Source organism: Veillonella criceti, from assembly GCF_900460315.1.
In the GTDB taxonomy this organism is placed as follows: Bacteria; Bacillota; Negativicutes; order Veillonellales; family Veillonellaceae; genus Veillonella_A; species Veillonella_A criceti.
Map to the genome: position 1 here is coordinate 1,298,391 of NZ_UHIO01000001.1, position 24,888 is coordinate 1,323,278.

At 39.5% G+C, this 24,888-nt stretch carries 26 protein-coding genes and 1 other annotated feature; of the genes, 3 read left to right on the forward strand and 23 right to left on the reverse strand.

Annotated features, from left to right (window positions below; translation table 11 throughout):
* The first annotated feature begins 31 nt into the window (after nt 1-31).
* Nucleotides 32-946, forward strand: coding sequence for an epoxyqueuosine reductase (locus DYE54_RS05905; protein WP_115310365.1), 915 nt, complete (start codon nt 32-34; stop codon nt 944-946).
* Here DYE54_RS05905 and yfbR read toward each other — a convergent pair.
* From yfbR to DYE54_RS05920, 3 genes are all read right to left on the reverse strand, one after another.
* Entirely contained in the window at nt 925-1,533 is a 609-nt protein-coding gene (yfbR, locus tag DYE54_RS05910; protein WP_115310366.1) for a 5'-deoxynucleotidase, read from the reverse strand. The genes DYE54_RS05905 and yfbR overlap by 22 nt on opposite strands.
* An 87-nt stretch (nt 1,534-1,620) precedes the next feature.
* The gene (locus DYE54_RS05915; protein ID WP_245935697.1) at nt 1,621-2,499 is read right to left on the reverse strand and encodes a D-alanyl-D-alanine carboxypeptidase family protein; all 879 of its coding nucleotides are present in this window, start codon (nt 2,497-2,499) and stop codon (nt 1,621-1,623) included.
* Between the two features lie 12 nt (nt 2,500-2,511).
* Complete coding sequence (locus tag DYE54_RS05920; protein WP_115310367.1) at nt 2,512-3,432, reverse strand: mechanosensitive ion channel family protein; 921 nt, start codon at nt 3,430-3,432, stop codon at nt 2,512-2,514.
* Between the two features lie 153 nt (nt 3,433-3,585).
* Between DYE54_RS05920 and DYE54_RS05925 the strand changes: the two genes are divergently transcribed.
* Complete coding sequence (locus DYE54_RS05925; protein ID WP_115310368.1) at nt 3,586-4,359, forward strand: adenosylcobinamide amidohydrolase; 774 nt, start codon at nt 3,586-3,588, stop codon at nt 4,357-4,359.
* Here DYE54_RS05925 and DYE54_RS05930 read toward each other — a convergent pair.
* A complete protein-coding gene (locus tag DYE54_RS05930) occupies nt 4,356-5,339 on the reverse strand; it encodes an asparaginase (RefSeq protein WP_115310369.1) in 984 nt (327 codons plus the stop codon). The two genes, DYE54_RS05925 and DYE54_RS05930, sit on opposite strands and share 4 nt — an antisense overlap.
* 210 nt (nt 5,340-5,549) lie before the next feature.
* Between DYE54_RS05930 and DYE54_RS05935 the strand changes: the two genes are divergently transcribed.
* Nucleotides 5,550-6,986: an aminoacyl-histidine dipeptidase gene (locus tag DYE54_RS05935; protein WP_115310370.1), complete on the forward strand. Its 1,437-nt coding sequence runs from the start codon at nt 5,550-5,552 to the stop codon at nt 6,984-6,986.
* Between the two features lie 168 nt (nt 6,987-7,154).
* Here DYE54_RS05935 and DYE54_RS05940 read toward each other — a convergent pair whose 3' ends face one another.
* From DYE54_RS05940 to DYE54_RS06030, 19 genes are all read right to left on the reverse strand, one after another.
* The gene (locus DYE54_RS05940; protein ID WP_281267707.1) at nt 7,155-7,373 is read right to left on the reverse strand and encodes a winged helix-turn-helix transcriptional regulator; all 219 of its coding nucleotides are present in this window, start codon (nt 7,371-7,373) and stop codon (nt 7,155-7,157) included.
* Nucleotides 7,374-7,591: 218 nt separating this feature from the next.
* Nucleotides 7,592-7,996: a MerR family transcriptional regulator gene (locus tag DYE54_RS05945; protein WP_115310372.1), complete on the reverse strand. Its 405-nt coding sequence runs from the start codon at nt 7,994-7,996 to the stop codon at nt 7,592-7,594.
* A gap of 311 nt (nt 7,997-8,307) precedes the next feature.
* Entirely contained in the window at nt 8,308-9,585 is a 1,278-nt protein-coding gene (locus tag DYE54_RS05950; protein ID WP_115310373.1) for an O-acetylhomoserine aminocarboxypropyltransferase/cysteine synthase family protein, read from the reverse strand.
* Between the two features lie 134 nt (nt 9,586-9,719).
* Nucleotides 9,720-10,667: a homoserine O-acetyltransferase MetA gene (gene metA, locus DYE54_RS05955; protein WP_115310374.1), complete on the reverse strand. Its 948-nt coding sequence runs from the start codon at nt 10,665-10,667 to the stop codon at nt 9,720-9,722.
* Nucleotides 10,668-10,867: 200 nt separating this feature from the next.
* Nucleotides 10,868-11,126, reverse strand: a binding site (T-box leader).
* A gap of 373 nt (nt 11,127-11,499) precedes the next feature.
* Nucleotides 11,500-11,916: a F0F1 ATP synthase subunit epsilon gene (locus DYE54_RS05960; protein WP_115310375.1), complete on the reverse strand. Its 417-nt coding sequence runs from the start codon at nt 11,914-11,916 to the stop codon at nt 11,500-11,502.
* A 3-nt stretch (nt 11,917-11,919) separates the two neighbouring features.
* Entirely contained in the window at nt 11,920-13,344 is a 1,425-nt protein-coding gene (gene atpD, locus DYE54_RS05965) for a F0F1 ATP synthase subunit beta (RefSeq protein ID WP_115310376.1), read from the reverse strand.
* Nucleotides 13,345-13,374: 30 nt separating this feature from the next.
* Nucleotides 13,375-14,241 (reverse strand): ATP synthase F1 subunit gamma, encoded by an 867-nt coding sequence (gene atpG, locus DYE54_RS05970; protein ID WP_115310377.1) that lies wholly within the window; start codon nt 14,239-14,241, stop codon nt 13,375-13,377.
* 4 nt (nt 14,242-14,245) lie between these two features.
* Nucleotides 14,246-15,781 (reverse strand): F0F1 ATP synthase subunit alpha, encoded by a 1,536-nt coding sequence (gene atpA / locus DYE54_RS05975; protein WP_115310378.1) that lies wholly within the window; start codon nt 15,779-15,781, stop codon nt 14,246-14,248.
* 2 nt (nt 15,782-15,783) lie between these two features.
* Nucleotides 15,784-16,350, reverse strand: coding sequence for an ATP synthase F1 subunit delta (atpH, locus tag DYE54_RS05980; RefSeq protein WP_115310379.1), 567 nt, complete (start codon nt 16,348-16,350; stop codon nt 15,784-15,786).
* Between the two features lie 5 nt (nt 16,351-16,355).
* Nucleotides 16,356-16,847, reverse strand: a complete 492-nt coding sequence (gene atpF, locus DYE54_RS05985) for a F0F1 ATP synthase subunit B (protein WP_115310380.1) — start codon at nt 16,845-16,847, stop codon at nt 16,356-16,358.
* 72 nt (nt 16,848-16,919) lie between these two features.
* Nucleotides 16,920-17,177, reverse strand: a complete 258-nt coding sequence (gene atpE / locus DYE54_RS05990; protein ID WP_115310381.1) for a F0F1 ATP synthase subunit C — start codon at nt 17,175-17,177, stop codon at nt 16,920-16,922.
* Between the two features lie 72 nt (nt 17,178-17,249).
* The gene (gene atpB, locus DYE54_RS05995; RefSeq protein ID WP_115310382.1) at nt 17,250-17,921 is read right to left on the reverse strand and encodes a F0F1 ATP synthase subunit A; all 672 of its coding nucleotides are present in this window, start codon (nt 17,919-17,921) and stop codon (nt 17,250-17,252) included.
* Nucleotides 17,922-17,979: 58 nt separating this feature from the next.
* Nucleotides 17,980-18,369: a hypothetical protein gene (locus tag DYE54_RS06000; protein ID WP_115310383.1), complete on the reverse strand. Its 390-nt coding sequence runs from the start codon at nt 18,367-18,369 to the stop codon at nt 17,980-17,982.
* A 13-nt stretch (nt 18,370-18,382) separates the two neighbouring features.
* Nucleotides 18,383-18,589 carry an AtpZ/AtpI family protein gene (locus DYE54_RS06005; RefSeq protein ID WP_115310384.1) on the reverse strand — a complete coding sequence of 69 codons (207 nt, stop codon included), beginning with the start codon at nt 18,587-18,589 and terminating at the stop codon, nt 18,383-18,385.
* Nucleotides 18,590-19,064: 475 nt separating this feature from the next.
* Nucleotides 19,065-20,210: a non-hydrolyzing UDP-N-acetylglucosamine 2-epimerase gene (wecB, locus tag DYE54_RS06010; protein WP_115310385.1), complete on the reverse strand. Its 1,146-nt coding sequence runs from the start codon at nt 20,208-20,210 to the stop codon at nt 19,065-19,067.
* Nucleotides 20,211-20,297: 87 nt separating this feature from the next.
* The gene (locus DYE54_RS06015) at nt 20,298-21,347 is read right to left on the reverse strand and encodes a glycosyltransferase family 4 protein (RefSeq protein WP_115310386.1); all 1,050 of its coding nucleotides are present in this window, start codon (nt 21,345-21,347) and stop codon (nt 20,298-20,300) included.
* Between the two features lie 24 nt (nt 21,348-21,371).
* Nucleotides 21,372-22,730 carry a PFL family protein gene (locus tag DYE54_RS06020; RefSeq protein WP_115310387.1) on the reverse strand — a complete coding sequence of 453 codons (1,359 nt, stop codon included), beginning with the start codon at nt 22,728-22,730 and terminating at the stop codon, nt 21,372-21,374.
* A gap of 8 nt (nt 22,731-22,738) precedes the next feature.
* Nucleotides 22,739-23,008 carry an ACT domain-containing protein gene (locus DYE54_RS06025; protein WP_115310388.1) on the reverse strand — a complete coding sequence of 90 codons (270 nt, stop codon included), beginning with the start codon at nt 23,006-23,008 and terminating at the stop codon, nt 22,739-22,741.
* An 87-nt stretch (nt 23,009-23,095) separates the two neighbouring features.
* On the reverse strand, nt 23,096-24,775 hold the full coding sequence (locus tag DYE54_RS06030; protein WP_115310389.1) for a phosphoglucomutase: 1,680 nt from the start codon (nt 24,773-24,775) through the stop codon (nt 23,096-23,098).
* Nucleotides 24,776-24,888 lie beyond the last annotated feature (113 nt).

Genomic DNA, 24,888 nt, shown 5'->3' on the forward strand with positions numbered 1-24,888 from the left:
TTTTTACAAAATTTGTAATAATAGCCTTATTATGATAACACGAAATATAATTAATAATATAGCTAAACAATTAAATATCCCCGCCATAGGAATTGCCCCTTGGCCATTGCCTAAGAATGCGTCGCAATTTATTGACACAAATAAGCCCTGCCCATTCATTAATGGCACATTAGAAGAGCGCCTCACTGGTAATACTCAACTTATCAACCCCCGAAGTGCTATTGTCTGCCTCTTTCCCTATTACATAAGACCTGAGGACATGCCCGCTAACCAAAAGATTAACTTACCCCGTTATGCGTGGGGCCCAGACTATCACTTAGTCATACCAAATTACTTAACCCGCTTTGGTAACGCCTTACAAGCCTTAGATAAAACAGTGGAATTTGAAATTCACTGTGATACATCACCTTTAGCCGATCGATATATGGCCTATTTAGCCGGCCTTGGTGTCTTTGGTAAAAATCGTGCCCTCATCCACCCTACATGGGGCAGTTATACCTCCATCGGCACCTTACTGACTTCTTGTGAAATACCAGCAGATACACCTATGGAAGGCACCTGCCTCAATTGCCATAGTTGTATTAAAGCTTGTCCTGGTCAATCGCTAGGCACGCCCGTTTTCGGCTATGACACCTGCAAAAGCTATTTAACCCAAAAGAAAGGTCATCTTACAGACAGTGAAATAGCCACCTTACAACGATCATCACTTATTTGGGGCTGTGATATCTGTCAAGAAGTATGTCCTCACAATCGAAACGTTCCTACAACACCGATTCCAGAATTTCAACAAATTGACCCCTATGTTAATCCTATCGATTTAGAGTCACTAACTAATAAAACATTTAAAGCAGCCTTTGGTCACCGTGCCTTTGCCTGGCGTGGCAAGGCAACCTTACTGCGCAATGCCCAAATTATCGATAAGGATTATTCCTCTAAAGACGAATAATTTAACGTATCTAACGAAGCCGTTAATGGTTCCATATATAAATCTAAAAACTGCTCCACTGCTGGTAATTCCATAGCGTGGAGTTTTTTTAGAATGCTTTCATACGCTTCATTAAATTCACCATTACCCGCTTGTTTTTCAATAGCACACTTCATAAAAGCAGCTAATGTATCAGCGGCTTTTACAAGTTTCGCTTCTTCTTCTGTCATCTGCCCTAGCAATATGGGTTCATAAATAGCCTGTAATTCCTTAGGCAACGTACGTAATAGTTTTTCTTGGGCCAATCGTTCTACGTCCCCATATAAGGACCGTAAGGTAGGATGAAAATATTTAATTGGGGTTGGCATATCACCTGTAAAAATTTCACTTACATCATGATACATAGCGAAGACGGCCAAACGATTCACATCCACTGCGCCTCCGTTTATATTGTGTAGCACCCCTAAATTATGAACAATAAACGCCACATCTAAACTATGCTCTTGATTATTTTCTACTTCTGTATTGCGCATCAAGCCCCAACGGCGAATAAATCGCAATCGATGAAGAAAGGCAAAAAATGCACTTCTTTTCTTTGTTAGTTTCAAACTAACCCCCTCGTATCTCAACCTTCAATATTTATTATATATCTATAGATATATAGAGAACTGTGAACAGCTATAAACTTTATACAATCACGATGGCTCATTAACAACAGCAAACCCATAATTCAATAAAGCCGGTGCATCTACCCATCGATTATCATCATTTAGTAAGACAACTATCAATGTATGCCCATCACGAGTCGCTGATGCAATCAAACATTCACCAGCCGCTTCAGTATAGCCCGTTTTTAGCCCATTGGCGCCTCTATATTTACTGCGAATAAAATGATTGGTAGTACGTACCCACTTAGGATCACGATTTTCATAGGGGACTTTATAAAAATCATCACCTACAAAATCGCGAAACATAGGAATACGCATACCATAGGCCGCTATTTTAGCTAAATCTAACGCTGTAGAATAATGTCCCACTTCAGTGAGTCCATGGGGATTCAAAAAGTGACTATTCGTAGCCCCAGCTTCCTTTGCCACCTCATTCATAGCTAATGAAAAGCGATACACCGAGCCACTAACATTTTCCGCGACGACAACGGCCGCATCATTGCCACTAGCAACCATCATACCTTCAGCAACTGCTTGTAGTGGTAATTGATCTGTAGTCCGCACCCCTAAATTAGATTCTTCCATAGACACAGCATAAGGACTGATCGTGGCCAGCTCATCAAGTCTAGTTCCTTGTTTTTTCAAAGCCGTTAATAACGTAACCATCTTGGTTGTACTGGCCGGATGCAAACGCTTATTTTCATTATGAGCCACTAATATACGGCCTGTTTCTGCTTCAATCAATACGGCCGCCTCTGCACTAAACGCGGGGACTGGTCGCACCATGCTTGACACAACATTTGTAGTAACTTCTGATGCGGCCAACACAGGAGTGTCAGCTATGCTGAAAGCCCCTAGTAATACACCGAGCATCATAGACCACACGAATTTTTTACAACACTTCATAATTCTAAATCCTTATTTCATATACTGACTCATATCACCTAATGGTTTAGCCGTTTCATCTATTCCGCTCCGCTGTAAATGAACAACTCGTTGTGGATATGGAATATCAATGCCCGCTTCATCAAAACGGTCTTTAACAGACGACATAGTGTCATAAAAAACAGCCATATAATCACCATTTTTAACTACAGGGTATGCGGAAATACGGACGGAATTATCACCAAATTCGCTAATGCCAATTTCTACCGTTTCACGGTTAACGATACGGTCATCCTCTTGAAATACACGACGAATAACATCAATAGCCTGATGATGATCATTGTCGTAGCCTATATCAAAAACAAATGGCACAACTCGTGTTTCATAATAGGTACTATTCGTTACTTGCTGAGACGTCAATATCGAATTAGGAATAAATACGGTACGCATTTCTTTCGTCATAATTGTCGTATTCATAAATTGAATGCTTCGCACTGTCCCAGATGTAGTCCCTACTGTAATAAAATCGCCCGCTTTAAAGGGTTTAAAAATTAATATCAATAGACCCGATGCAAAGTTAGATAGGTTATTCTGTAAGGATAGACCAATAGCTAAGCCAAACGCACCAAAGGCTGCTAATAAGGAATTCGTCGGGAACCCCGCCGAATTAAGAGCTGTCAATAACACAATCGCCAAAATGCCATAATAAATTATCTGACTCACAAAGGAAATAACTGTATGGTCATAATTAGCTCGAGTCATCATACGCATCGCTACATCACGAATAAAACGAGCAATGTACATACCTACTAAAAATATAATAATGGCCACAATAATACTTGGCCCATGATCTACAAAGAAGTTAATTAGTTTATCTAAATAACTTACACTATCAGCTACCTGCGTTTTAACAGTAGATGAAACCGATTCAGTCGTTGCACTAGCTAATAACATATAAACTCCTCTCTCTCAATGAATCGCCTTGTACGACCATTCACAAAGAATTAATATAAAACAATAATGACAAAACTAAAAAAAGCATATATGATAACAGTATGTTAACGCTAAGGTATAGACTTACCAAATATATACTAAATAGGAGATCCTATGACTACACATACTGTTAATAATCCATATCAAGTACCTACCCAACTCGATGTAGGTGGTCAAGTAACTGTAAATAATACGTCTATCGTAGTAACCTTTGATGATGTTCGCTACAGTTTGAGCACAGGCCCATTAAATGGCGGCCTCCATCATATTATGGCCATTCGCAATCAAAATCTACCGTTCTTTGTCAATACTGAAAAAGAATTACCTGGCGGTTCTGCGGCAGGCTATTTAAGTGCAGAATTTGAGCAAGAAGATCAGCCCCTCAATTTCTGCACCGGCCTTATTACCAGTGCCACCATGGAGTTTCATGTATATGCCAAAGTAACAGCAGGCGATGTAATTGTAGAAACGATTGCGACCGCTGGGTTTGAAGCAACGGCTCACTGTGCTGGTGATGGCTATTACTACGAAGAAAAAGAAGGTGAGTTCCACCAACCAGGCACTATTAATTTATTAATCTTTACCAACAAAGCCCTCACCGATGGAGCTTTAACTAAAGCACTCATTACCGTTACCGAAGCCAAAAGTGCAGCCTTTCGGGAAGCAGAGATCAAAAGCCTAATCAGTGGTGCTTATGCCACAGGCACTGCCACTGACGGCGTAATTCTCACCATTGATACTAATGGCGATATCCTAACGGATGCCGGCACATATTCACTCTTCGGTGATACCTTAGCTAAATGTGTACGTCTTGCCATGACGCGTTCTTTTGAAAACATTAAGCGCAAAGCGCTACATGATCAAGCCCTAGCAGAAAGTCAGGCTTAATACTGTTGAAAATAACTTTGTAATTGCTTACAATCAGTTGTTTTAGTGAGTCCTAACATCAATAATAGACGTGCTTTAGACGGCGCCAAGGTATCGCTGACGATAAACCCTGCTCGATTATCACTCGGCATAGTGGATACCATACCATAGCCTGTACGCGAAGCCCGAACGACCGGTATCTCACTATGTTCTAAAATTTGTTGAATTTTCTCAGGTAAAATACCATGACCAAGCCCTGCGATGACTAAACCGCGGGGCTTTCCTTGTAATACCCGATGAATTAAATCAGACTCAATGCCCCCATATAAAGTAATTAATTCTACTCTTGGTAACTCATCAACTGTTAAAGGCGCAAATTCACTATGCGCAGTATGTTTTCTCAATGACTGATAATAAAAATGGGGTGCCCCCGCTTGAATAAAGCCAACATGGCCAAAGAAATCATTACCAAAAGCATTTACATCGGTCGTATGACGTTTTACAACCTCACGAGCACAATTAATCGTCCCATTCAAAGTGACCAAAACGCCTTGCCCTACGGCCTGTGGCGAACGAGCGACTTGCACGGCTTGCAGTAGATTAAGGGGCCCATCCGCGCTAATAGCTGTGGCTGGTCGCATAGCACCTACCATCACAATCGGTTTCACCGTGCGAACTGTTAAATGAAGAAAATAAGAACCTTCTTCTAATGTATCGGTGCCATGTGTAATCACTACAGCGGCCACATCTTCACGGTCTACATAGGCCTGCACAGTATGTGCTAATTTAGCCCAAATAGACAGTGTCATATCGGAACTATCTATATTACACAGTTGATGGCTTTCAAAAGGTCCATAGCCTTCTACACCAGGTACTGTAGCTAACACTTGGTCAATACTTAATTCACCTGCTTGATAGCCCGTTAAATCTTCAGCAGAACCACTTTGGCCGGCAATCGTACCCCCGGTTCCAATGACAACAATTTTTTTGTCATATACCATAGCGTAACCTCCTCTATGTTTACAGTTTTTTCACATCTATTATAACAAAGATTACTTCCTACTGGCTATGCAAAGAGGGGATTTTCTCTACCGGTCTCCATATAAACTATGCAAGATTTTTATTACAAATTCTCGTAAATATGGTACTATTAAGATATGAAAATATTGTATAAACAATTGGTAACCCTATTTTAAAAACGAGGTGTAACTATGAGCGCAACAAAAGTATTAGAGTTTTTTAAAGCAATGAACCAAATTCCTCGTGGCTCCGGCAACGAAAAAGGTGTAAGTGACTGGCTCGTACAATTCGCCAAAGATCGCCAACTTGAAGTAGAACAAGATGCAGCGAATAATGTAATTATCCGCAAACCAGCCACACCAGGCTACGAAAATAAACCAAGCATTATCCTGCAAGGTCATATGGATATGGTGTGTGAAAAAAGTGATGCTTCTACTCATAATTTCTTGACAGATCCAATTGAATATATTGTAGACGGTGAATGGCTACATGCCAACGAAACAACGCTAGGCGCTGATAATGGTATCGCCGTTGCTATGTCATTGGCTATCCTTGATTCTGACACTATTGCTCATGGTCCCTTAGAATGTCTCTTTACCACGGCCGAAGAAACAGGCATGGATGGTGCCTTAGCTATTAAGGAAGGCCAAACTAACGGCCAATATCTATTAAATATTGATACTGAAGTAGAAGGTGAATTCGTTGTAAGTTGTGCAGGTGGTTGCCGTGTCGATGTAGAAATTCCTCGCCTTCGCGACAATCGCGACTCCCAATTTACCAAAGCACTAACCTTGACAATTAGCGGATTTTTAGGTGGCCACTCAGGCATCGAAATCCATAAAGAACGAGCTAATGGCAACCAGATCCTAGGCCGTTTACTTTATGAATTAGCTAGCCAATACAATTTCCAATTAGCATCTTTCACTGGTGGCACTAAACATAATGCCATCCCTCGGGTTGGTTCGGCCACGATTCTCTTGAAAGAAGCCGACGTAAAACCAGTAACGGATTGGATTCAAGCCAAAGTCAAAGCTTATCGTAGCGAATATACCCCACAAGATGAAAATATCGATATCCTCATTAGCGACTCTGAATTACCAGATACAGTTTATGGTGGGGACACAGCTGAATCTTTATTAACATTCTTATATTTAGCACCTAATGGCGTATTCGCTATGAATCATTCCTTAGAAGGCTTAGTAGAAACAAGTAACAACGTCGCTATCGTAGAAGAATTAGAACACAATATTCACCTTCTCATTTCTATTCGTAGCTTATCTGCTAGCTCGCTCGATTTCTTAACTAAAAAAATCCAATTATTGGCTAGCACGCTAGGTTTACCTGTTAAAATTGCCGGCGCTTACCCAGCTTGGGAATATGAACCAGGTAGTCCACTTGAAGAACAAGCTATTGCCATCTATGAAAAGGTTACTGGCGAAAAACCAAAGGTAACCGCTATTCATGCAGGTCTAGAATGTGGTCTCTTAAAGGCTGTTATGCCTAAGACTCAAATGATTAGCTTTGGCCCAACCATTACTCACGCTCATACGCCTCAAGAACGATTACACTTACCTTCAGTAGAACATATCTATGAATATCTAAAAGTATTATTGAAAGAATTACATTAATCGTATTTCAAAATAAGAATTTAATATTTAACACACAATAAAAACAGTCCCTCTGTGACTACTAAGCTAACAAATAGCTAAGGTCGTTACAAGAGGGACTATTTTGTCCTGCAAGCCAGTGTTTATATTTCACTACAATTAATTATATCCTCTATTTTATCAAGCTATTTAATCTTTAATTCGTAGTCCTTTATCATTAGGTGCCAAAATCTCAATATCTTCTCCTGCCTCTCGCCGTTCTTCAATAAGTTTTGTCCCCCAATCAGACATAGACTCTAAAATATGTCGTAAACTACGCCCCCGTTCTGTTAAACTATATTCAACACGAAGTGGTACTTCATTATATACTTCACGATGGATGATGCCGGCCTTTTCAAGCTCTCTCAAATTCAACGTTATACCAAAGAATTCATTGATAGAGAAGGAAAATTCACATTATCTTTCTTTGCTAAAGAGTTTAAACGTCAATTAGCCTATTTAGGTACTTCATTCTGGTCGTGACAAAGATAAAGTAGCCTTTCTTTTTCTACATCTGTTCATCAATAATCAGCGTCGTAAAGAAGGGCTACCTTTATATATGCTCTTAGTATAATTGTAAAAATATTCTATTCATTATCTTGTGTAGCTTTCCAATCATCGACTAGTTTAGCTGTCGCTTGGTTGCAGTCTTTATACACTACATCAATTTTATAGTCTAATAATTTTAGACATTCTTGAATCTCTTCCATTTTTTCTAACAAATGATCTCTCGTTTCAACCAAAATATCGCGACGAGCTTCTTGCGTATGATTGCCTTCAATGGCTAATTTCACATACTCCACAATACTCTCTAAAGGCACGCCCGCCTTTTTAAAACAAAGTACAAATTCAAGCCATTTAACGGTAATTTCGTCAAAATCACGAATCCCAGAAACCGTACGTGATACTGCCGGGATTAAGCCAATTCGTTCATAATAACGCAATGTATCGGTTGTAATGTTAAATTGTTCAGCCACTTCTTTAATTGTCACTATATCATCTCCTTATGATAGGTAAATTACTTATATTACACAACGCAATAACTAATTTAATAGTGTCCGTCCTTGGATGAAACTTTCCTATTCAAAATTTCCCGATTCAATATAATATTAATATTTCTTACTTTATTTTAATACTTAGAGCTAACTTCAAGTCAAGCAAAAAGTGACTATAACTAAATGCTAATTATTCAACATTTATGTTATAGTCACTGTTACACTTATGTCAATTATTACTCATCAAAATCTATTAATACCACCAGTATTCCGTATAAACGTATGGATTTTTATTAGTGGCTATCTGTTTATACGTGTTCCAAAGCTTGTGCCAAGTCATCGATTAAGTCCTCCACGTTTTCAATTCCTACGGAGATACGAATCATATCTGGTGTTACGCCTGCTGCCTTTTGCTCCGTTTCATTAAGTTGCGCATGCGTGGTACTGGATGGATGAATAACCAAGGATTTAGCATCGCCTACATTGGCAAGATTTGAAAAAATTTGAAGTTCATCAACAAATTTAATGCCTTCTTCTTTACCGCCTTTAATGCCGAATGTAAAAATAGAACCAACACCCTTTGGATAGTATTTATCAGCTAACGTTTTATATTTACTGTCTTTTAATTCTGGATAGTTAACCCAGGCTACTTTAGGATGATTAACCAAGAAATCAATAATTTTACGAGTATTTTCTACGTGGCGTTCTACACGCAAGGATAATGTTTCAATGCCTTGAAGGATTAACCAAGCTGCTAGTGGTGTTAAAGCAGCCCCTGTATCACGAAGTAATTGAGCTCGTACTTTTACAGTAAATGGAATTGGTAAATCCGCATATACAAGGCCATTATAGTGAATATCTCCAGCCACAAAATCAGGATAACGACCACTTGCTTTATAATCAAATTTGCCGCTTTCTACAATGACACCAGCAATTGTTGTACCATGACCACCTAAGAATTTAGTGGCAGAATGAACAACTACGTCAGCCCCATGTTCAATTGGGCGAATAAGATATGGTGTGCCAAACGTATTATCAACGATTAGAATAATACCATGTTTATGGGCAATGTCAGCAACAGCTTGAATATCAATAAGGTTAATGTTAGGATTACCAATAGATTCAATATAAATAGCTTTTGTTTTATCGTCAATGGCCTTTTCATACGCCGCTAAATCATCAGGATCAACAAATTTAGTGGTAATGCCAAAACGTGGTAATGTAGAGCTAAATAGGTTATAGGTACCACCATATAATGTAGAGGCCGCTATAATATTGTCGCCAGCGCCAGCTACATTCTCAATGGCATATGTAATTGCTGCCGAACCAGAACCAACGGATAAGGCACCGACGCCACCTTCTAAAGCCGCTACACGTTTTTCAAGTACATCATTAGTTGGTGTACCAAGACGAGAATAAATAGCTCCTGGATCACGAAGGGCAAAACGGTCAGCCGCTTGTTGTGCATCTTTAAAGACATAACTTGTAGTCTGATGAATTGGTACTGCCCGCGCACCGGTTTCATCGATTACTTGACCTTCATGTAATTGAATTGTTTCAAATTTGTACTGTTTGTTGTTGCTCATAATAAAATCTCTCCTTTTTCTCTCCGTCGGTTTCTCACGCCGACAATACCTAATCTCTCAATTTTACGGCATCTCTCCAGCTAGGCTATCATTGAAGATGCTCTTTTTAATTATAAAATAATAATAAACTTAACTCATTCACGATGAAGCCGTTGACGCTTCATTTTTTTTATTTGCTCAATAATATAAGGTGTTTCTTGATATACATAATAATTGAGCCAATTAGTAAATAATAAAGTCCCCGTGGACCGCCAACGTACAATAGGTGCTTTTTTAGGGTCATCATCTGGATAATAGTTTTCAGGTACCGCTATATCAAGCCCAAGTCCCCTATCACGTTCATACTCGCGTTGTAATGTATCACGATCATACTCTGAATGGCCAAAAACAAAAATATGTTTATTATCTAAACTACGTACGATAGCAGCTCCCGCTTTTTCAGAAGCAGCTAATATTTCGAGTTGTTTATTAGCCTTAATTTTATCAATAGGCACTGTGGTATGACGTGAATGAGGCATATAAAATACTTCATCCATACCACGCAACAACATAGGTTGCGTATTCAACACTTCATTCTCAAAAACTCCAAATAACTTACTTGGCAATAATTCCTTGTTAATTCCGAAGTGATAATATAAACCAGCTTGAGCCCCCCAGCAAATATACAAAGTGGAATATACATGATCTTCACTCCAGTCCATAATTTGCGTCAACTCTTGCCAATAATTAACCTCCTCAAACGACATTAATTCAATAGGTGCACCTGTAATAATCATACCATCAAAGTACTGCTCTTTAATTTCATCAAAGGTTCGATAAAACGAGCTCAAATGATATTCTGAAGTATGTGCCGCTTTATGTGTCACCATATGTAACAAGGTAATGTCTAATTGCAACGGTGTATTACTTAAGGCTCTTAATATTTGTGTTTCTGTAATTTCCTTAGTAGGCATTAGATTCACAATTAAAATTTGTAGTGGCCGAATATCTTGTGATTCTGCTCTTACCGTGTCCATGACGAATATATTTTCATCTGCCAATCGGGCAATGGCTGGCAAATCTTTTACCACCGTTATGGGCATTGCTACATCGCCTCCCCTATACCTAAACTCTCTACTTTCTCAATCCCCTACAGTTCTCTCTTTTTCTCAACTTTGTGTAAAACTCATTCTCAATACATAACAATAGGTAATCCTTGCATCGCAAAAGGTCTCTCACCTCTTTTGCTTCGCTATTAACAGTCAATACAGGTATAAAAAAACATCCTCTATTCACCACTGTGAACAAGGACGTTATAAACGTGTTACCACCTTGATTTAGTCAAGTCTCACAACTTAACCCTCAACCAGTACGTCTTACTAAACTGATACCTAAGATTATACTGTGGCATTATAACGGTTGCATCCGCCGAGACTAAAGCTTTCGCATTCCACCTCGGATACTCCAAGACCATTTTCCTCGCATTCTTTTGCATCCCTTTCCACCTTACGGGACTCTCTGTGCCAACGCCCTACGAATACTTATCTCTTCCTCGTCAATTCTGTATTTACCTGTTACCGATGTTGTATCGATGTGACTACTATACCAGCCCTCAAAAAAACTGTCAACAGAGTTTTTACACTATTCTCTTGTAAATGGACATTATGAGAGCTATTCCTTAGACACATATGACGCTCCCCATTTTACCTTTATAACCCTTAATCCTATATATAGTCTGGGGTATTCACTACCCCTTTCAGTAAATGAGTAAAATTTGATATAGCCCTAAACTATAACAAACCACAAACAACAACTATAAAGTTGTCCACTGTACAAATAACAAAAAAGGAACTGTCTATATCATTCTAACACTAGAATAGAATATACACAGTTCCTCAAATCATTAATTTTACTCAACGTATCAACAAGTAAAATTTAGCCAACTTTATTTTTAATGTCTAAGCGAAGTAAAGAACGTTGTAAGGCTAATCGTGCACGATCAAAATCTATATCAGCACTTTTACTATGTAACCGTTCTTCCGCTCTCGCTTTTGCCCGTTTTGCCCGTTCCACATCAATATCTTCTGGCAGTTCACAGTTTGGCGTCACAATGGTTACGGAATTATCTTTAATTTCCAAGAAGCCACCAAAATTAGCCAAATATGTTTTTTTACCATCTGTAGTATCAATACGTAATGGCGCAATTTCTAATGCTGCCACTAAGTTAGCATGGCGTGGTAAAATCCCTAAATCGCCAAGCTCAGTCCGAGCTACAATAAAGCTAACTTCACCTGTATAGACTGTTGAATCAGGAGTAATAATATTCAAATGCATAGTTTTACCACTACTCATGAATTATTCCCCCTTCTCCAACAATTCCTTTCCTTTTTCAACCGCTTCATCAATCGTGCCGACCATATAGAACGCATTTTCAGGTAAATTATCATGCTTACCTTCTAAAATTTCTTTGAAACCACGTAAAGTTTCTTTTAATGGTACATATTTCCCTGGCGAACCAGTAAATACTTCAGCTACGAAGAATGGTTGGCTGAGGAAACGTTGAATTTTACGAGCACGTGCTACTATTAATTTATCTTCTTCAGACAATTCTTCCATACCAAGAATCGCAATAATGTCTTGCAAGTCTTTGTATTTCTGCAATACTTCCTGCACACCACGGGCAATCTTATAATGTTCTTCGCCTAATACTAGTGGATCAAGAATACGACTCGTAGAGTCTAATGGATCCACAGCTGGGTAAATACCAATTTCTGCAATAGAACGGGATAATACAGTCGTAGCATCCAAGTGAGCAAACGTAGCCGCTGGTGCTGGGTCAGTTAAGTCATCGGCTGGTACATATACAGCTTGTACAGACGTAATAGACCCTTCTTTAGTCGATGTAATACGTTCTTGGAGCGCTCCTACGTCATTAGCCAAAGTTGGCTGATAGCCTACGGCCGATGGCATACGACCAAGTAAGGCCGATACTTCAGAACCAGCCTGAATAAAACGGAAAATATTATCTACGAATAACAATACGTCCTGTTTCTGTACGTCACGGAAGTATTCTGCCATAGTCAAGCCTGTCAAAGCAACGCGCATACGAGCTCCTGGTGGCTCATTCATCTGGCCATATACTAATGCAGTTTTAGAAATAACGCCAGATTCCTTCATTTCATTCCAAAGGTCATTCCCTTCACGGGTACGTTCACCTACACCGGAGAATACGGAATAACCACCATGTTCAGTCGCAATATTATGTATTAATTCCATAATTAATACAGTCTTACCTACACCAGCACCACCGAACAAACCGATTTTACCACCTTTTACATACGGTGCAATCAAGTCAACAACTTTAATCCCTGTTTCAAGAATTGTTGTTTCTGGTGCTAAATCATCAAATTTAGGTGCTGGGCGATGAATTGGCCACATTTCAGCAGATTTCACTGGTGTATCATCATGGTCAACGGTTTCACCTAACACGTTAAAAATACGGCCAAGCACGCCATCCCCAACGGGCACAGAAATAGCAGCACCCGTATCGACTGCTTCCATACCACGAGTTAGGCCATCGGTAGAGCTCATAGCAACGGCACGAACCGTGTCGTCCCCTAAGTGTTGCATAACTTCAACTACAATCACTTCGTCTTTACCAGATTCGCTTGTCTTTTTAATATGTATTGCGTTGTAAATAGCTGGTAAGTTCCCGGCCGTAAAAAGAACGTCAACTACTGGTCCAATGACCTGTACAACTTTACCTATATTATTACTCATTTAAGAGGTCTCTCCTCCTTTGTAGTTACCCTATTGCAAGGCATTTGCGCCGCCCACAATTTCCGAAATCTCGTTTGTAATGCCAGCTTGGCGTAATTTATTGTATTCCAAATTCAATGTACTAATTAATTCACCTGCATTATCGGTTGCGGACGTCATAGCCGTCATACGAGCACCAAGCTCACTAGCAGAAGCCTGCAATAATGCATTATACATAGTAATTTCTAAATATTTAGGTAACAATTGATTGTAAATAGTTTCTACATTTGGCTCATAAATATATAACTCATTTAATTCGCCTTCCACATGACTTTCGGTTTCAATGGGCAATAATTTAAGACTTTGCACATTCTGGGTTAAGGAGTTAACAAAATGTGTATAAATCAAAATCACCTCATCCACAGCACCCTCTAAAAATAATTTCGTAGCTTCTTGCACGATTTGACGAGCATGGCTATATTCAGGCTTATCAGAAAACCCTACATGGGAATGAGTAATGCCATAATGATGATACTGTAGAAAATCAGTGGGTTTACGACCTACTGTAATGGTTTCAAAAGCAGATGCCTCTTTACCTTCAGTCGCTTGCAAAAAGAATTTAATCAAATTACTAGTGTATGCACCAGCTAAGCCTTTATCAGCCCCCACCAAGATATAACAAGTACGATTTACTTCACGCACCTGCATCAATGGATAAGTGGCTAATACTTCACTATCTAATGTACTCGCTACATTATTAAGAATCTGACCTAGTTTTTCCGCATATGGTTCTGTAGATTTAGCTTTGGTTTGTGCACGGCGCAATCGAGCAGAGGCCACCATTTTCATGGCTTTTGTAATCTGCTGCGTATTCGACACACTTTTAATGCGTTTACGCAAATCTTGTGCACTACTCATACCCCTATGCCTCCTCGGTAATTAAGTGATGGGATTCCCCAAAAGCTTTAATACATTCTTGAATTGCTTTTTTCAATAATTCTTCTGTTGCTTCATCTAATTTTTTAGAAGACGCAATATTCGTTAAAATTTCACTATAATTACCATGTACATAGCGTAATAATTCAGCTTGGAATACTGGTACATCAGCTACTTCAATAGTAGCAAAATAGCCATTAATCCCTGCATATAAACATACAACTTGTTCTTCAACTTTTAGTGGTGAATATTGTGGTTGTTTCAGCATTTCTGTCAAACGCTCACCACGATCAAGTTGTGCTTTTGTCGATTTATCAAGGTCAGAACCAAACTGAGCAAAAGCCGCTAATTCACGATATTGTGCTAAATCAAGACGTAATTTACCAGCTACTTGCTTCATAGCTTTAATCTGAGCACTACCGCCTACACGTGATACAGATAAACCAACGTCAACTGCTGGTCGAATACCTGAATAGAACATATCGGTGCCAAGGAAAATCTGACCATCCGTAATAGAAATTACGTTTGTAGGAATATAAGCGGATACGTCACCAGCCTGCGTTTCAATAATAGGCAACGCAGTAATAGAGCCGCCCCCTAATTCATCAGATAATTTAGCAGCTCGTTCTAATAGACGAGAATGTAAATAGAACACGTCACCAGGATATGCTTCACGTCCTGGTGGACGACGAAGTAATAAACTCATGGCACGATAAGCCGCTGCTTGTTTGGATAAATCATCATATACACAAAGTACATGTTTGCCTTGATACATAAAATGTTCGCCCATAGCTACACCAGCATATGGCGCAATATATTGCATTGGAGCCCCTTCAGAAGCACCTGCTGATACAACGATGGTGTACTCCATAGCCCCTGCTTCTTGCAATTTTTGAACTACACGGGCTACGGTAGATTCTTTTTGACCAATGGCCACATAAATACAAATTACATCCTGCCCTTTTTGATTCAAAATGGTATCAATAGCAATGGCCGATTTACCAGTACCACGGTCACCGATGATTAATTCACGTTGACCACGACCAATTGGAACCATAGCATCAATCGCTTTTAAACCAGTCTGTAATGGTTCAAATACTGATTTACGGTCAGCAATCCCTGGCGCAGGATATTCAATAGGACGATATCCTTCTGGTGTAATCGCCCCTTTACCATCAATGGGTTGTCCCAAAGCATTAACAACACGACCAATTAACTGATCACCTACTGGCACCTGCATGATACGGCCAGTACGTCGCACTTGATCGCCTTCTTTAATCAAAAAATCATTACCTAATAGTACAGCCCCTACATTGTCTAACTCTAAGTTCTGTACCATACCATATACACCATGAGGTAATTCTAATAATTCACCTGCCATGGCCTTTTCAAGACCGTAAATATGTGCAATACCATCGCCTACTTCAAGCACAGTACCCACATCATCAACGTTAAGTTCCACATCGTAGTCCTGAATCTGCTGTTTAATTATGGCAGTAATTTCTTCAGGCTTCATTTTCATACTTAACCATTCACCCCAATCTCTGTTGTATCGGATTTAAGCAAATGTTTCTTCAAGTCTTCCATACGACGTAACACGCTTGCATCTATACGCGTATCACCAATTTGGACAATAAACCCACCAACAATAGTAGGATCGACTTTAACAGTAAAAACATATTGCTTACCTGTAATTGCTTTTAATTTATCTGCCAACTGTGTATATACTTCTTCTGGCATAGCTTGACTCACTGTAACGGTAGCTGCAAATATACCACGTGCTTCCCGCGCTTTATTAATAAATTCTGCAATAGTAGCTTGAATATACCGTATGCGCCCTCGTTTCACCATGATATATAAGGTGTTTAATGCCATTTTATGAATCGCCTGACCAAAAATTTTAGTCAAAATATCACATTTGGCTTGTGCTTCTAGGGCAGGGTACAACAACAATGTGCCTAATCCAGGTTGCGTATCCATAACTTCTTTTACGTAGGAAAGATCCGTTTCCATTTGTTCAAGGATTTGCTGTTCCTGCGCCAATTCAAAGATAGCGGTACTGTATTTATCTGTTACAATGTTTTCGCTCATACCAATCACCCTAATGCTTTACTGTCAAGCTTTGCAATGGCTTCTTTTACAAGATCCACATTAGCTTGACTATCCATATTTTTAGCCACAAGTTTGCCAGCAATTGCTACCGATAAGGTAACCATGTCTTCACGCATTTTTTCTAATGCTTTGGCTTGTTCACGGGCAATTTCATTACGAGCTTCTTCTTTTTCACGTACTAGCTGTTCTTTTAATTCCTTAATTTGAGCTTGCGTATTACGCTCTGCTATCTGAGTTGCTTTTTCAACAATAGCTTGTGCTTCTTTACGAGCATTAGCCAATTGCGCCTCATACTCTTTACGAGTCGCTTCTGCTGATTCTAAAGTAGCTTGAGCATTCGCTAAATCGCCTTCAATCTTTTTGCGTCGAGCTTCCATAACGCCAACTAAAGGTTTAAACGCAAATTTCGCTAAAATCGCCACTAAAATAAAGAAATTGATAAATTGAACCAGCAATGTACCGTTTATTTCTACCAACGGCGTAACCCCCTCTTAAACTTGGAATTATAACTTGCCTTGTTGTATTCGTTCAATTTAAAAATCAGCCAATTATAGTTTTCCGATAACTACATCCGTGAATACAAGAACGATGGCAATAACTGTTGCAATGATTGGAATAGATTCGATCAAACCAATGGAAATAAATAAATTAGTCATGATCTTACCAGCCATCTCAGGTTGACGAGTCATCCCTTCAAATGCTTTACGAACTGCCAACGCATCACCAAAAGCAGCTGCCAATGCGGCCAAACCAGCTACTAAACAAGCACTGAAAACACTCACTGACAATAAGATTGCTTTTTCCATAATAAAATTCCTCCTAAAAATGTAATTAATACTATCTAATACTGACTCAATTAGATTGTAAAACTATGGTGATTAATGTTCTTCTGAAACCGCCATTCCTAAATAGGATGTTACTAAGATAGTAAATACAAAGGCTTGAATAACACCAACAAAAAGACTAAACACAATCCAGATGATTGGTGTTAAGTACGGTGCCAAACCATTTAACAATTCCAACACAATTTCACCGGCCACAATGTTCCCAAATAGACGGAAACTAAGGGTAATCGGTTTAGAAATTTCTTCCATCAGATGGAAAATTACGAAAACGGCAAACGGTTGAAAGAAATGCTTAAAGTAAGCAGGCCCTTTGATACGTGCCCCAATAACCCAAATACTAAACGAACTAGCCAACGCCAGCCCTAACGTCGTATTCAAATCATTAGTAGGCGATACCAAGATATGTGGGCTTGGTATTAATCCCAATTCATTACTTACTAAGATAAAGAAAAAGAACGTAAATAGTAGCGAACTTACCTTATTAAAGTGCTTACCTAAAGGACCTTTCAACTGGTTGCCAATAGCTTCTAATATAAATTCCACAACATTCTGAACTCCTGTGGGAACCATGTTAACTTGTCGCGTAGCAAAAAAGGCAATGACAATAAGAATACCAAATACAATCCAAGTCATATATAAAGTATCCATATTAAACGCCATGCCCCACATGTGAACAACGGTATGGTTACCGGTATGTAACTCCATAAGGTTCACCTCCTTTCATGAAATTTAGCTACTATTTATCTGAATTTGCGAGTATATACTAAATTAAACTATTCCAACCATTCTGCATATTATAGCGAATACGCTCTATAATAGACAACGGTCGCCATGCCAGTAAACCTATCATATAAGCTACAAATGGAAAATTCTCAAACAAAAAGGCCGCTAATATAGTTCCAACAGCAACTAATGTCAATCTCACTGCTGAGCCTGCCTTGGTTGCCTTTTCTATCACACGAATATCCTTATGACGAACTCGATAAATCCATAAACCTAAAATAAATAAATACAAAAAGTTGATGCCACAGCCCCAAAGCCAACCTAGAATATATCTTTCTAAATCTAAAACTTCTAGTAACAACATAATACTGATTGTAGTAAAAAACAAATAGGCTGCCATACGCTTTAAAAATTCGACAAAATCCGCCATGTTCAATCCCCTTTCAGGAAACTACTCTCAAATATAAAGAGTATAAGCCACCTAAACCTCCTACAATGCCTCCTATTAGAGTGCCCCACGGCGATACATCAAATAGATAATCTATGCCACGCCCCATTGCTATACACCCTAAAATAGATACAAGCAAGGAAAACCCTGCTGATAATGCTACATTTAAAGCTTTTAAAGTAGTGGAATCCAGTCGTTTCATAGAATCACCTACACTTTGTTAACTGCTAAGTTATTTACTCTATTATACTATCTATTTCAAGTATAAAATAGACAAATACAACATTCACTAAATTATAACATTTTGCCATAAGTTTATCCAATGCGCCTATTACAACTATATTTTTCTTATTTTTTGACTCATTATATATTTAAATAGAACGCCTCAAACAAAATCTATTTTTTTCTATATAAAGAAAAGTCTACATAATGCTATTCTCACCAATGATAGCTGTCAAAAAATACTAAACAGACAACAAAAATATTAATATCTGTAATATATTTTTATAATCACATTACGCTATTTCAATCATGACTCACAAGAATAATAACGGCTTATTTTTCTTCATTTTGTATAAATTAATATAGCTGTTAAAGCAAGTAGCACGCACTTCTTAGAACTAACAAAGAACACTCTATTAGTAAGTCTACTAATAGAGTGCACTTTACTTAAACCACTAATAACCAAACCGACTTGGTTTCTTGCCGCTCTGCAAGAATTCATAACGTAATGCTTCTACAATACGTTGTGATGCAATCCCATCCCCATAAGGATTAACGGAATTAGCCATCACATCATAGGCTTCTTTGTCAGCTAACAAGCGATAAGCAGTTTCATATACTGTATTTTCATCAGTTCCTACTAAGCGAACCGTACCAGCTGTCACCGCTTCAGGCCGTTCCGTCGTATTACGCAATACAAGCACGGGTTTACCTAAAGCCGGCGCTTCTTCTTGAATCCCGCCCGAATCAGTCATCAACAAATAGGAGCGGGCCATTAAATTAGCAAACGGTTCATATTCTAAAGGATCAATTAAATGCACCCGTGCTACATCGCCTAATTCTTCCTTAACAATACTGCGTACTTTTGGGTTCTTATGGACAGGGAATACTACTTCAATATCGGTAAAGGCATCTACTAAACGGCGGATTGCTTTATACACATGACGCATAGGTTCCCCTAAGTTTTCACGACGATGTGTCGTTACTAACACAATACGACGATTTTTATAATCTAACGTATTCAATAACTCTTCTTCAAATTGATAGCCTTCTTTAACTGTCGTTTGTAAAGCATCAATAACAGTGTTACCTGTCACATATAAATGGGCAGAACTAACATTTTCCTTCATCAAGTTCTTCTCGGCACTAGATGTAGGAGCAAAATGATAGGTAGCTAACGAGCCTGTTAATTTACGATTCATTTCTTCTGGGAATGGCGAATAAATATTACCAGTTCGCAAACCAGCTTCTACATGACCTACTGGAATTTCTTGATAGAACGACGCCAAGGCCCCAGCAAAGGTTGTAGTCGTGTCACCATGCACTAATACTACATCTGGTTTCGCTTCTGTCAACACATCTTTAAGACCTTCTAAGGCACGAGTTGTCACATCATATAAAGTCTGACCTTGACTCATAATATTCAAATCATAGTCAGGAGTGATAACAAATAAATCTAATACCTGATCAAGCATTTCCCGATGTTGCGCGGTAACAGTTACGATGGACTCCATGTCAGGAGCCGCCTCCAATGCTTTCACTACAGGTGCCATTTTAATCGCTTCTGGCCTTGTTCCAAAGACTGTCATTACTTTTAACATACATTACCTCCCATAAATCGCTAGCCCACAGATATCATCCCTGTATGCTAGGAAGGCGCCTGTACAATCCGTACAAGCGCTCGTAGATTACCGTCTATTTGTAACTGCTTTTTCCTTAGCTACTACTTCATCCTTAGCAATCATACCAAGTTTCGTAGCAATAAACACACAAATACACAAAATAGCTAACACTATGGCAATGCCAACTAAAATATTTACTTTCGCTAATAAAATAGCTACGTAGCCTAGCAAAGCTGTCACGGCATACATCAACAATACAGCTTGTTTCTGTGATAAACCTAAGGCCAATAAACGATGATGCATATGACCTTTATCTGGTTTAAACACTGGCCGCCCATTAATTTTACGACGAATAATCGCAAAGGTCGTATCTAAAATAGGCAAGCCTAATACAATAACAGGAACTACCAAGGAAATAGTAGCCGCTGTTTTAACAGCCCCCATCACTGAAATAGTAGCCATCGTATAGCCTAACAGCATACTGCCTGTATCGCCCATAAAAATCTTAGCAGGGTTAAAATTATAGCGCAAGAAACCACAAGCGGCACCGGCTAAAGCTAAGGCAATGCACGCCAAATCTACCTGTCCCATTTGCCATAGCACCGTAAAAATAGCCATGCAGGAAATTAACGAAATCCCTGCTGCCAGGCCATCTAACCCATCAATTAAATTAACAATATTGGTAAACCCAACAATCCAAAAGATAGTCAAAGGAATCGAAAAGATGCCTAAATAAAAGACATGCCCCCAAGGATTAGTAATAAATTCTACTTGATTACCAAAGGCCACGACTACAGCAGCCGCTAAAATTTGGCCTGTCAATTTTGTTTTAGGACCAATTTGTTTCACATCATCCCATATACCTACAGCAACTAAAACGAGCGAGCCCACTAAGAGCCCCATTTCAGCGCTTAAATCATCTACGGAATAAATAACGGAAACCATATAGCCAATATAGATGGCTAAGCCACCTAAGCGAGGTATAGCTCCATGATGCACCTTACGCGCATCTGGTTTATCCATAGCCCCAATATTAATCGCCAACTTTTTAATCAGCGGTGTAATCGCATACGTAATGACTAAAGCAATTATGAATGCCCACACGTACACCGTCATTACTGCACCTCCTCGTGCTTGTCCTTAGTTTGTAAGACTGCGAATAGGTGCTGGAATGCGTCCACCTCGTTGGATGAACTCTTCTGCCCCAAACGGACTTACTTCAATAATTGGGCAATACCCCAATAAACCACCAAATTCAACCATATCCCCTACTGTTTTACCAGGTACTGGAATAAGACGAACGGCAGTCGTTTTATTATTAATCATACCAATAGCTGCTTCATCGGCAATAATAGCAGAAATAGTAGCCGCTGATGTATCTCCTGGCACAGCAATCATATCAAGCCCTACCGAACATACACAAGTCATCGCTTCTAACTTATCTAAACTCAAACTACCTACGGAAACAGCATCAATCATGCCTTTATCTTCACTAACAGGAATAAAAGCACCACTTAAACCACCTACATGAGAAGAAGCCATGAGGCCTCCTTTTTTGACAGCATCATTGAGCAATGCTAAGGCTGCTGTTGTACCATGAGCCCCACAGGAGGTAATACCCATTTCCTCTAATACATGCGCTACGGAATCACCCACAGCAGGCGTAGGAGCTAGTGATAAATCAATAATCCCAAACTGCTTACCTAATCGCCGTGAGGCTTCCTGAGCCACTAATTGACCAACGCGTGTAATCTTGAAGGCCGTACGCTTAATCGTTTCGGCCACTTCATCAAAAGGTCGTCCACGCACAGCTTCTAAAGCATGCTTGACAACCCCTGGACCACTGACACCAACGCTAATCGTTGTATTACCTTCTGTGACACCATGGAACGCTCCTGCCATGAAAGGATTATCTTCGACAGGATTACAAAAAATGACAAGCTTAGCACACCCAAATGCATCACGGTCTGCTGTTAGCTCTGCTGTCTGTTTTACAATTTGCCCCATTTCAGCAACAGCATCCATATTGATGCCTGCTTTAGTAGAGCCAATCCCTACCGAACTACACACTAAATCAGTCGTTGCCAACGCTTCTGGAATGGATGCAATCAAACGATGATCCCCTTCCGTATAGCCTTTGCTAACGAGAGCAGAAAAACCACCAATAAAGTTAACCCCTACTGCTTTAGCCGCTTTATCAAGCGCTTCTGCTACTGGTACATAACTTTTTAAATCGCTGCCCGCTGCCACTAGAGAAATTGGCGTAACGGCCACCCGTTTATTAATGATAGGCACACCGTACTCCTGAGCAATGGCTTCGCCAGTAGCCACTAGATGTTCAGCTTCTTTAGTAATGTGATCATAAATGCGCGTGCAAAGAGTCTTGCCATCTGAAGCAGCACAGCCTAGAAGGCTAATCCCCATAGTAATGGTACGCACGTCCAATTTATTATCACGAATCATTTGGTTAGTTTCAATAATATTCTCAATACTTAACATAATACCACCTACCCTACGCGGTGCATGCTAAGAAATATATCCGCATGTTGTGCCTTAATTTGAACGCCTAACTGTTCCCCTTCGACAGTTAATGCTTCTTGTACCTTTTGGAGGGCCGTTGGTTCTTTCGTTTCACACATCATAATCATATTAAAGATACCATCTAAAATAGTCTGATTTATGGATACAATATTTACATTATTTTCAGCTAGCACAGCAGCCACCCGAGCAATAATCCCCACTCGGTCTATCCCTACTACAGTTACAACTAATTTCATGTGATTCACCTTTTCCTTAATACCTAATTCAACGTTTCTCTCTGTATTTCAATAATGTTATATTATATCACACTTTATTTTACAATTCTACCGTGCAGTAACCTCGTTTACAAGGTCTTGACCTGCTTTTAGCAAAGATTTTAAGGCGTCTTCGCCATTGAAACTTTCTGCATATACTTTGTATAAATCTTCCGTACCTGACGGACGAGCTACTAAAAAGCTATTAGCCGTTGTAATGCGCAAGCCCCCCAAGGCATACTCACCATATAAAGAAGTTGTCCGAATAGACTCAATAGGCTCCCCTGCTAATTCCGTAGCCGTTACATCACTAGCCTTTAATTGACTTAACGCTTCCTTAGTCGCTTTAGTGCAAGGCGTGTCAATACGCGTGAAAACAGGCGTACCATATCGCTGTGTTAATGCTTCATACAATTGATCTGGTGTACGCCCTGTAACTGACCACATTTCCATAGCAAGTAAAGCCATAATTATGCCATCTTTGTCAGTAGTCCAAACAGTGCCATCTTTTTTAAGGAACGATGCACCGGCGCTTTCTTCCCCACCAATGCCAATTGTCCCATCGAATAATAAAGAGGCAAAATATTTAAAACCTACGGGCACTTCATAGACAGTAATCTCATTATCGGCACAGAATTTATCCACCATACCCGTGACTACAGCGGTCTTACCAAAGCCCTTGCCAGACCACTGACGATTATAGAATAAGTACGCGCCAGCAGCTACTAAGAAATGATTAGGTGGCATAAGGCCCGCCTTTGTTACAATCCCATACCGATCATAATCAGGGTCATTGCCTACAGCTAAGTCAAATTGGCCAATCTCTTTCACCACATCTGCCATTGCATAAGCGGAAGAGCAGTCCATGCGAACTACCCCATCATGGTCATAAGGCATGAAACTAAATGTAGGATCATATTCATTATTAATAATTGTTAAATCCAACTGGTAGGTATCGCTAATGGCTTCCCAATACGCCATACCACTGCCACCAAGAGCATTAACTAACACCTTTGGTTTTGCTTTGCGAATGACATCAAAATTAATAACATCTTCTAATTCAGCTACATAAAGACCTTTATAATCATATTCCCATTGCAAGGCAGAATCTATTTCATCAATAGCCACGCGGCGAATTCCCTCACCACCGTTTTTAATATACTCATTCGCTTTGGTTTCAATCCATTTCGTAAGGGTCGTATCAGCCGGCCCCCCATTAATAGGATTATACTTAATACCCCCTTGGTCTGGCGGATTATGAGATGGTGTAATGATAATACCATCAGCCTTACCTTGCCCCACTTTATCTTTTAAAAAGGCAGGCACAAAGTCTAAGGCTAATTGTTTATCAATAATCTCATTATAACGAATGATAGCCCGTGAAACGCTAGGCGTTGGCACAAAACCATTTTCCCCATCTACAGCAGCCACTACGCCATTAGCGGCCAATACTTCTAACACCGTTTCAATGGCCGGTTCTGACAATGCATGTGTATCATGACCAACAAAACAAACACCAGTAGCCCCAAATTCTTTACGGCCATCACAGATAGCTTGCGCAATAGCAGCCACATGCAACTCATTGAAACTACCAGCCAAAGATTTACCTCGATGACCTGAAGTTCCAAAGGAAATTCGTTGTTCTTTATTATCATACTGAGGCACTATTTGATAATACGCTTCAATAATAGACTCTAAATCAATCAAATCTTCTGAACGCACCAAAGTGCCTGCTAATGCATGTGCCATAAAAACCTCCATTATTTCATTTATATATCATCAATTAGCTAGCATCTATTAATTAACTAACTAATAACTAACATCTATCATCTATCATCTAACTAAACTCTATCAACGCCTAG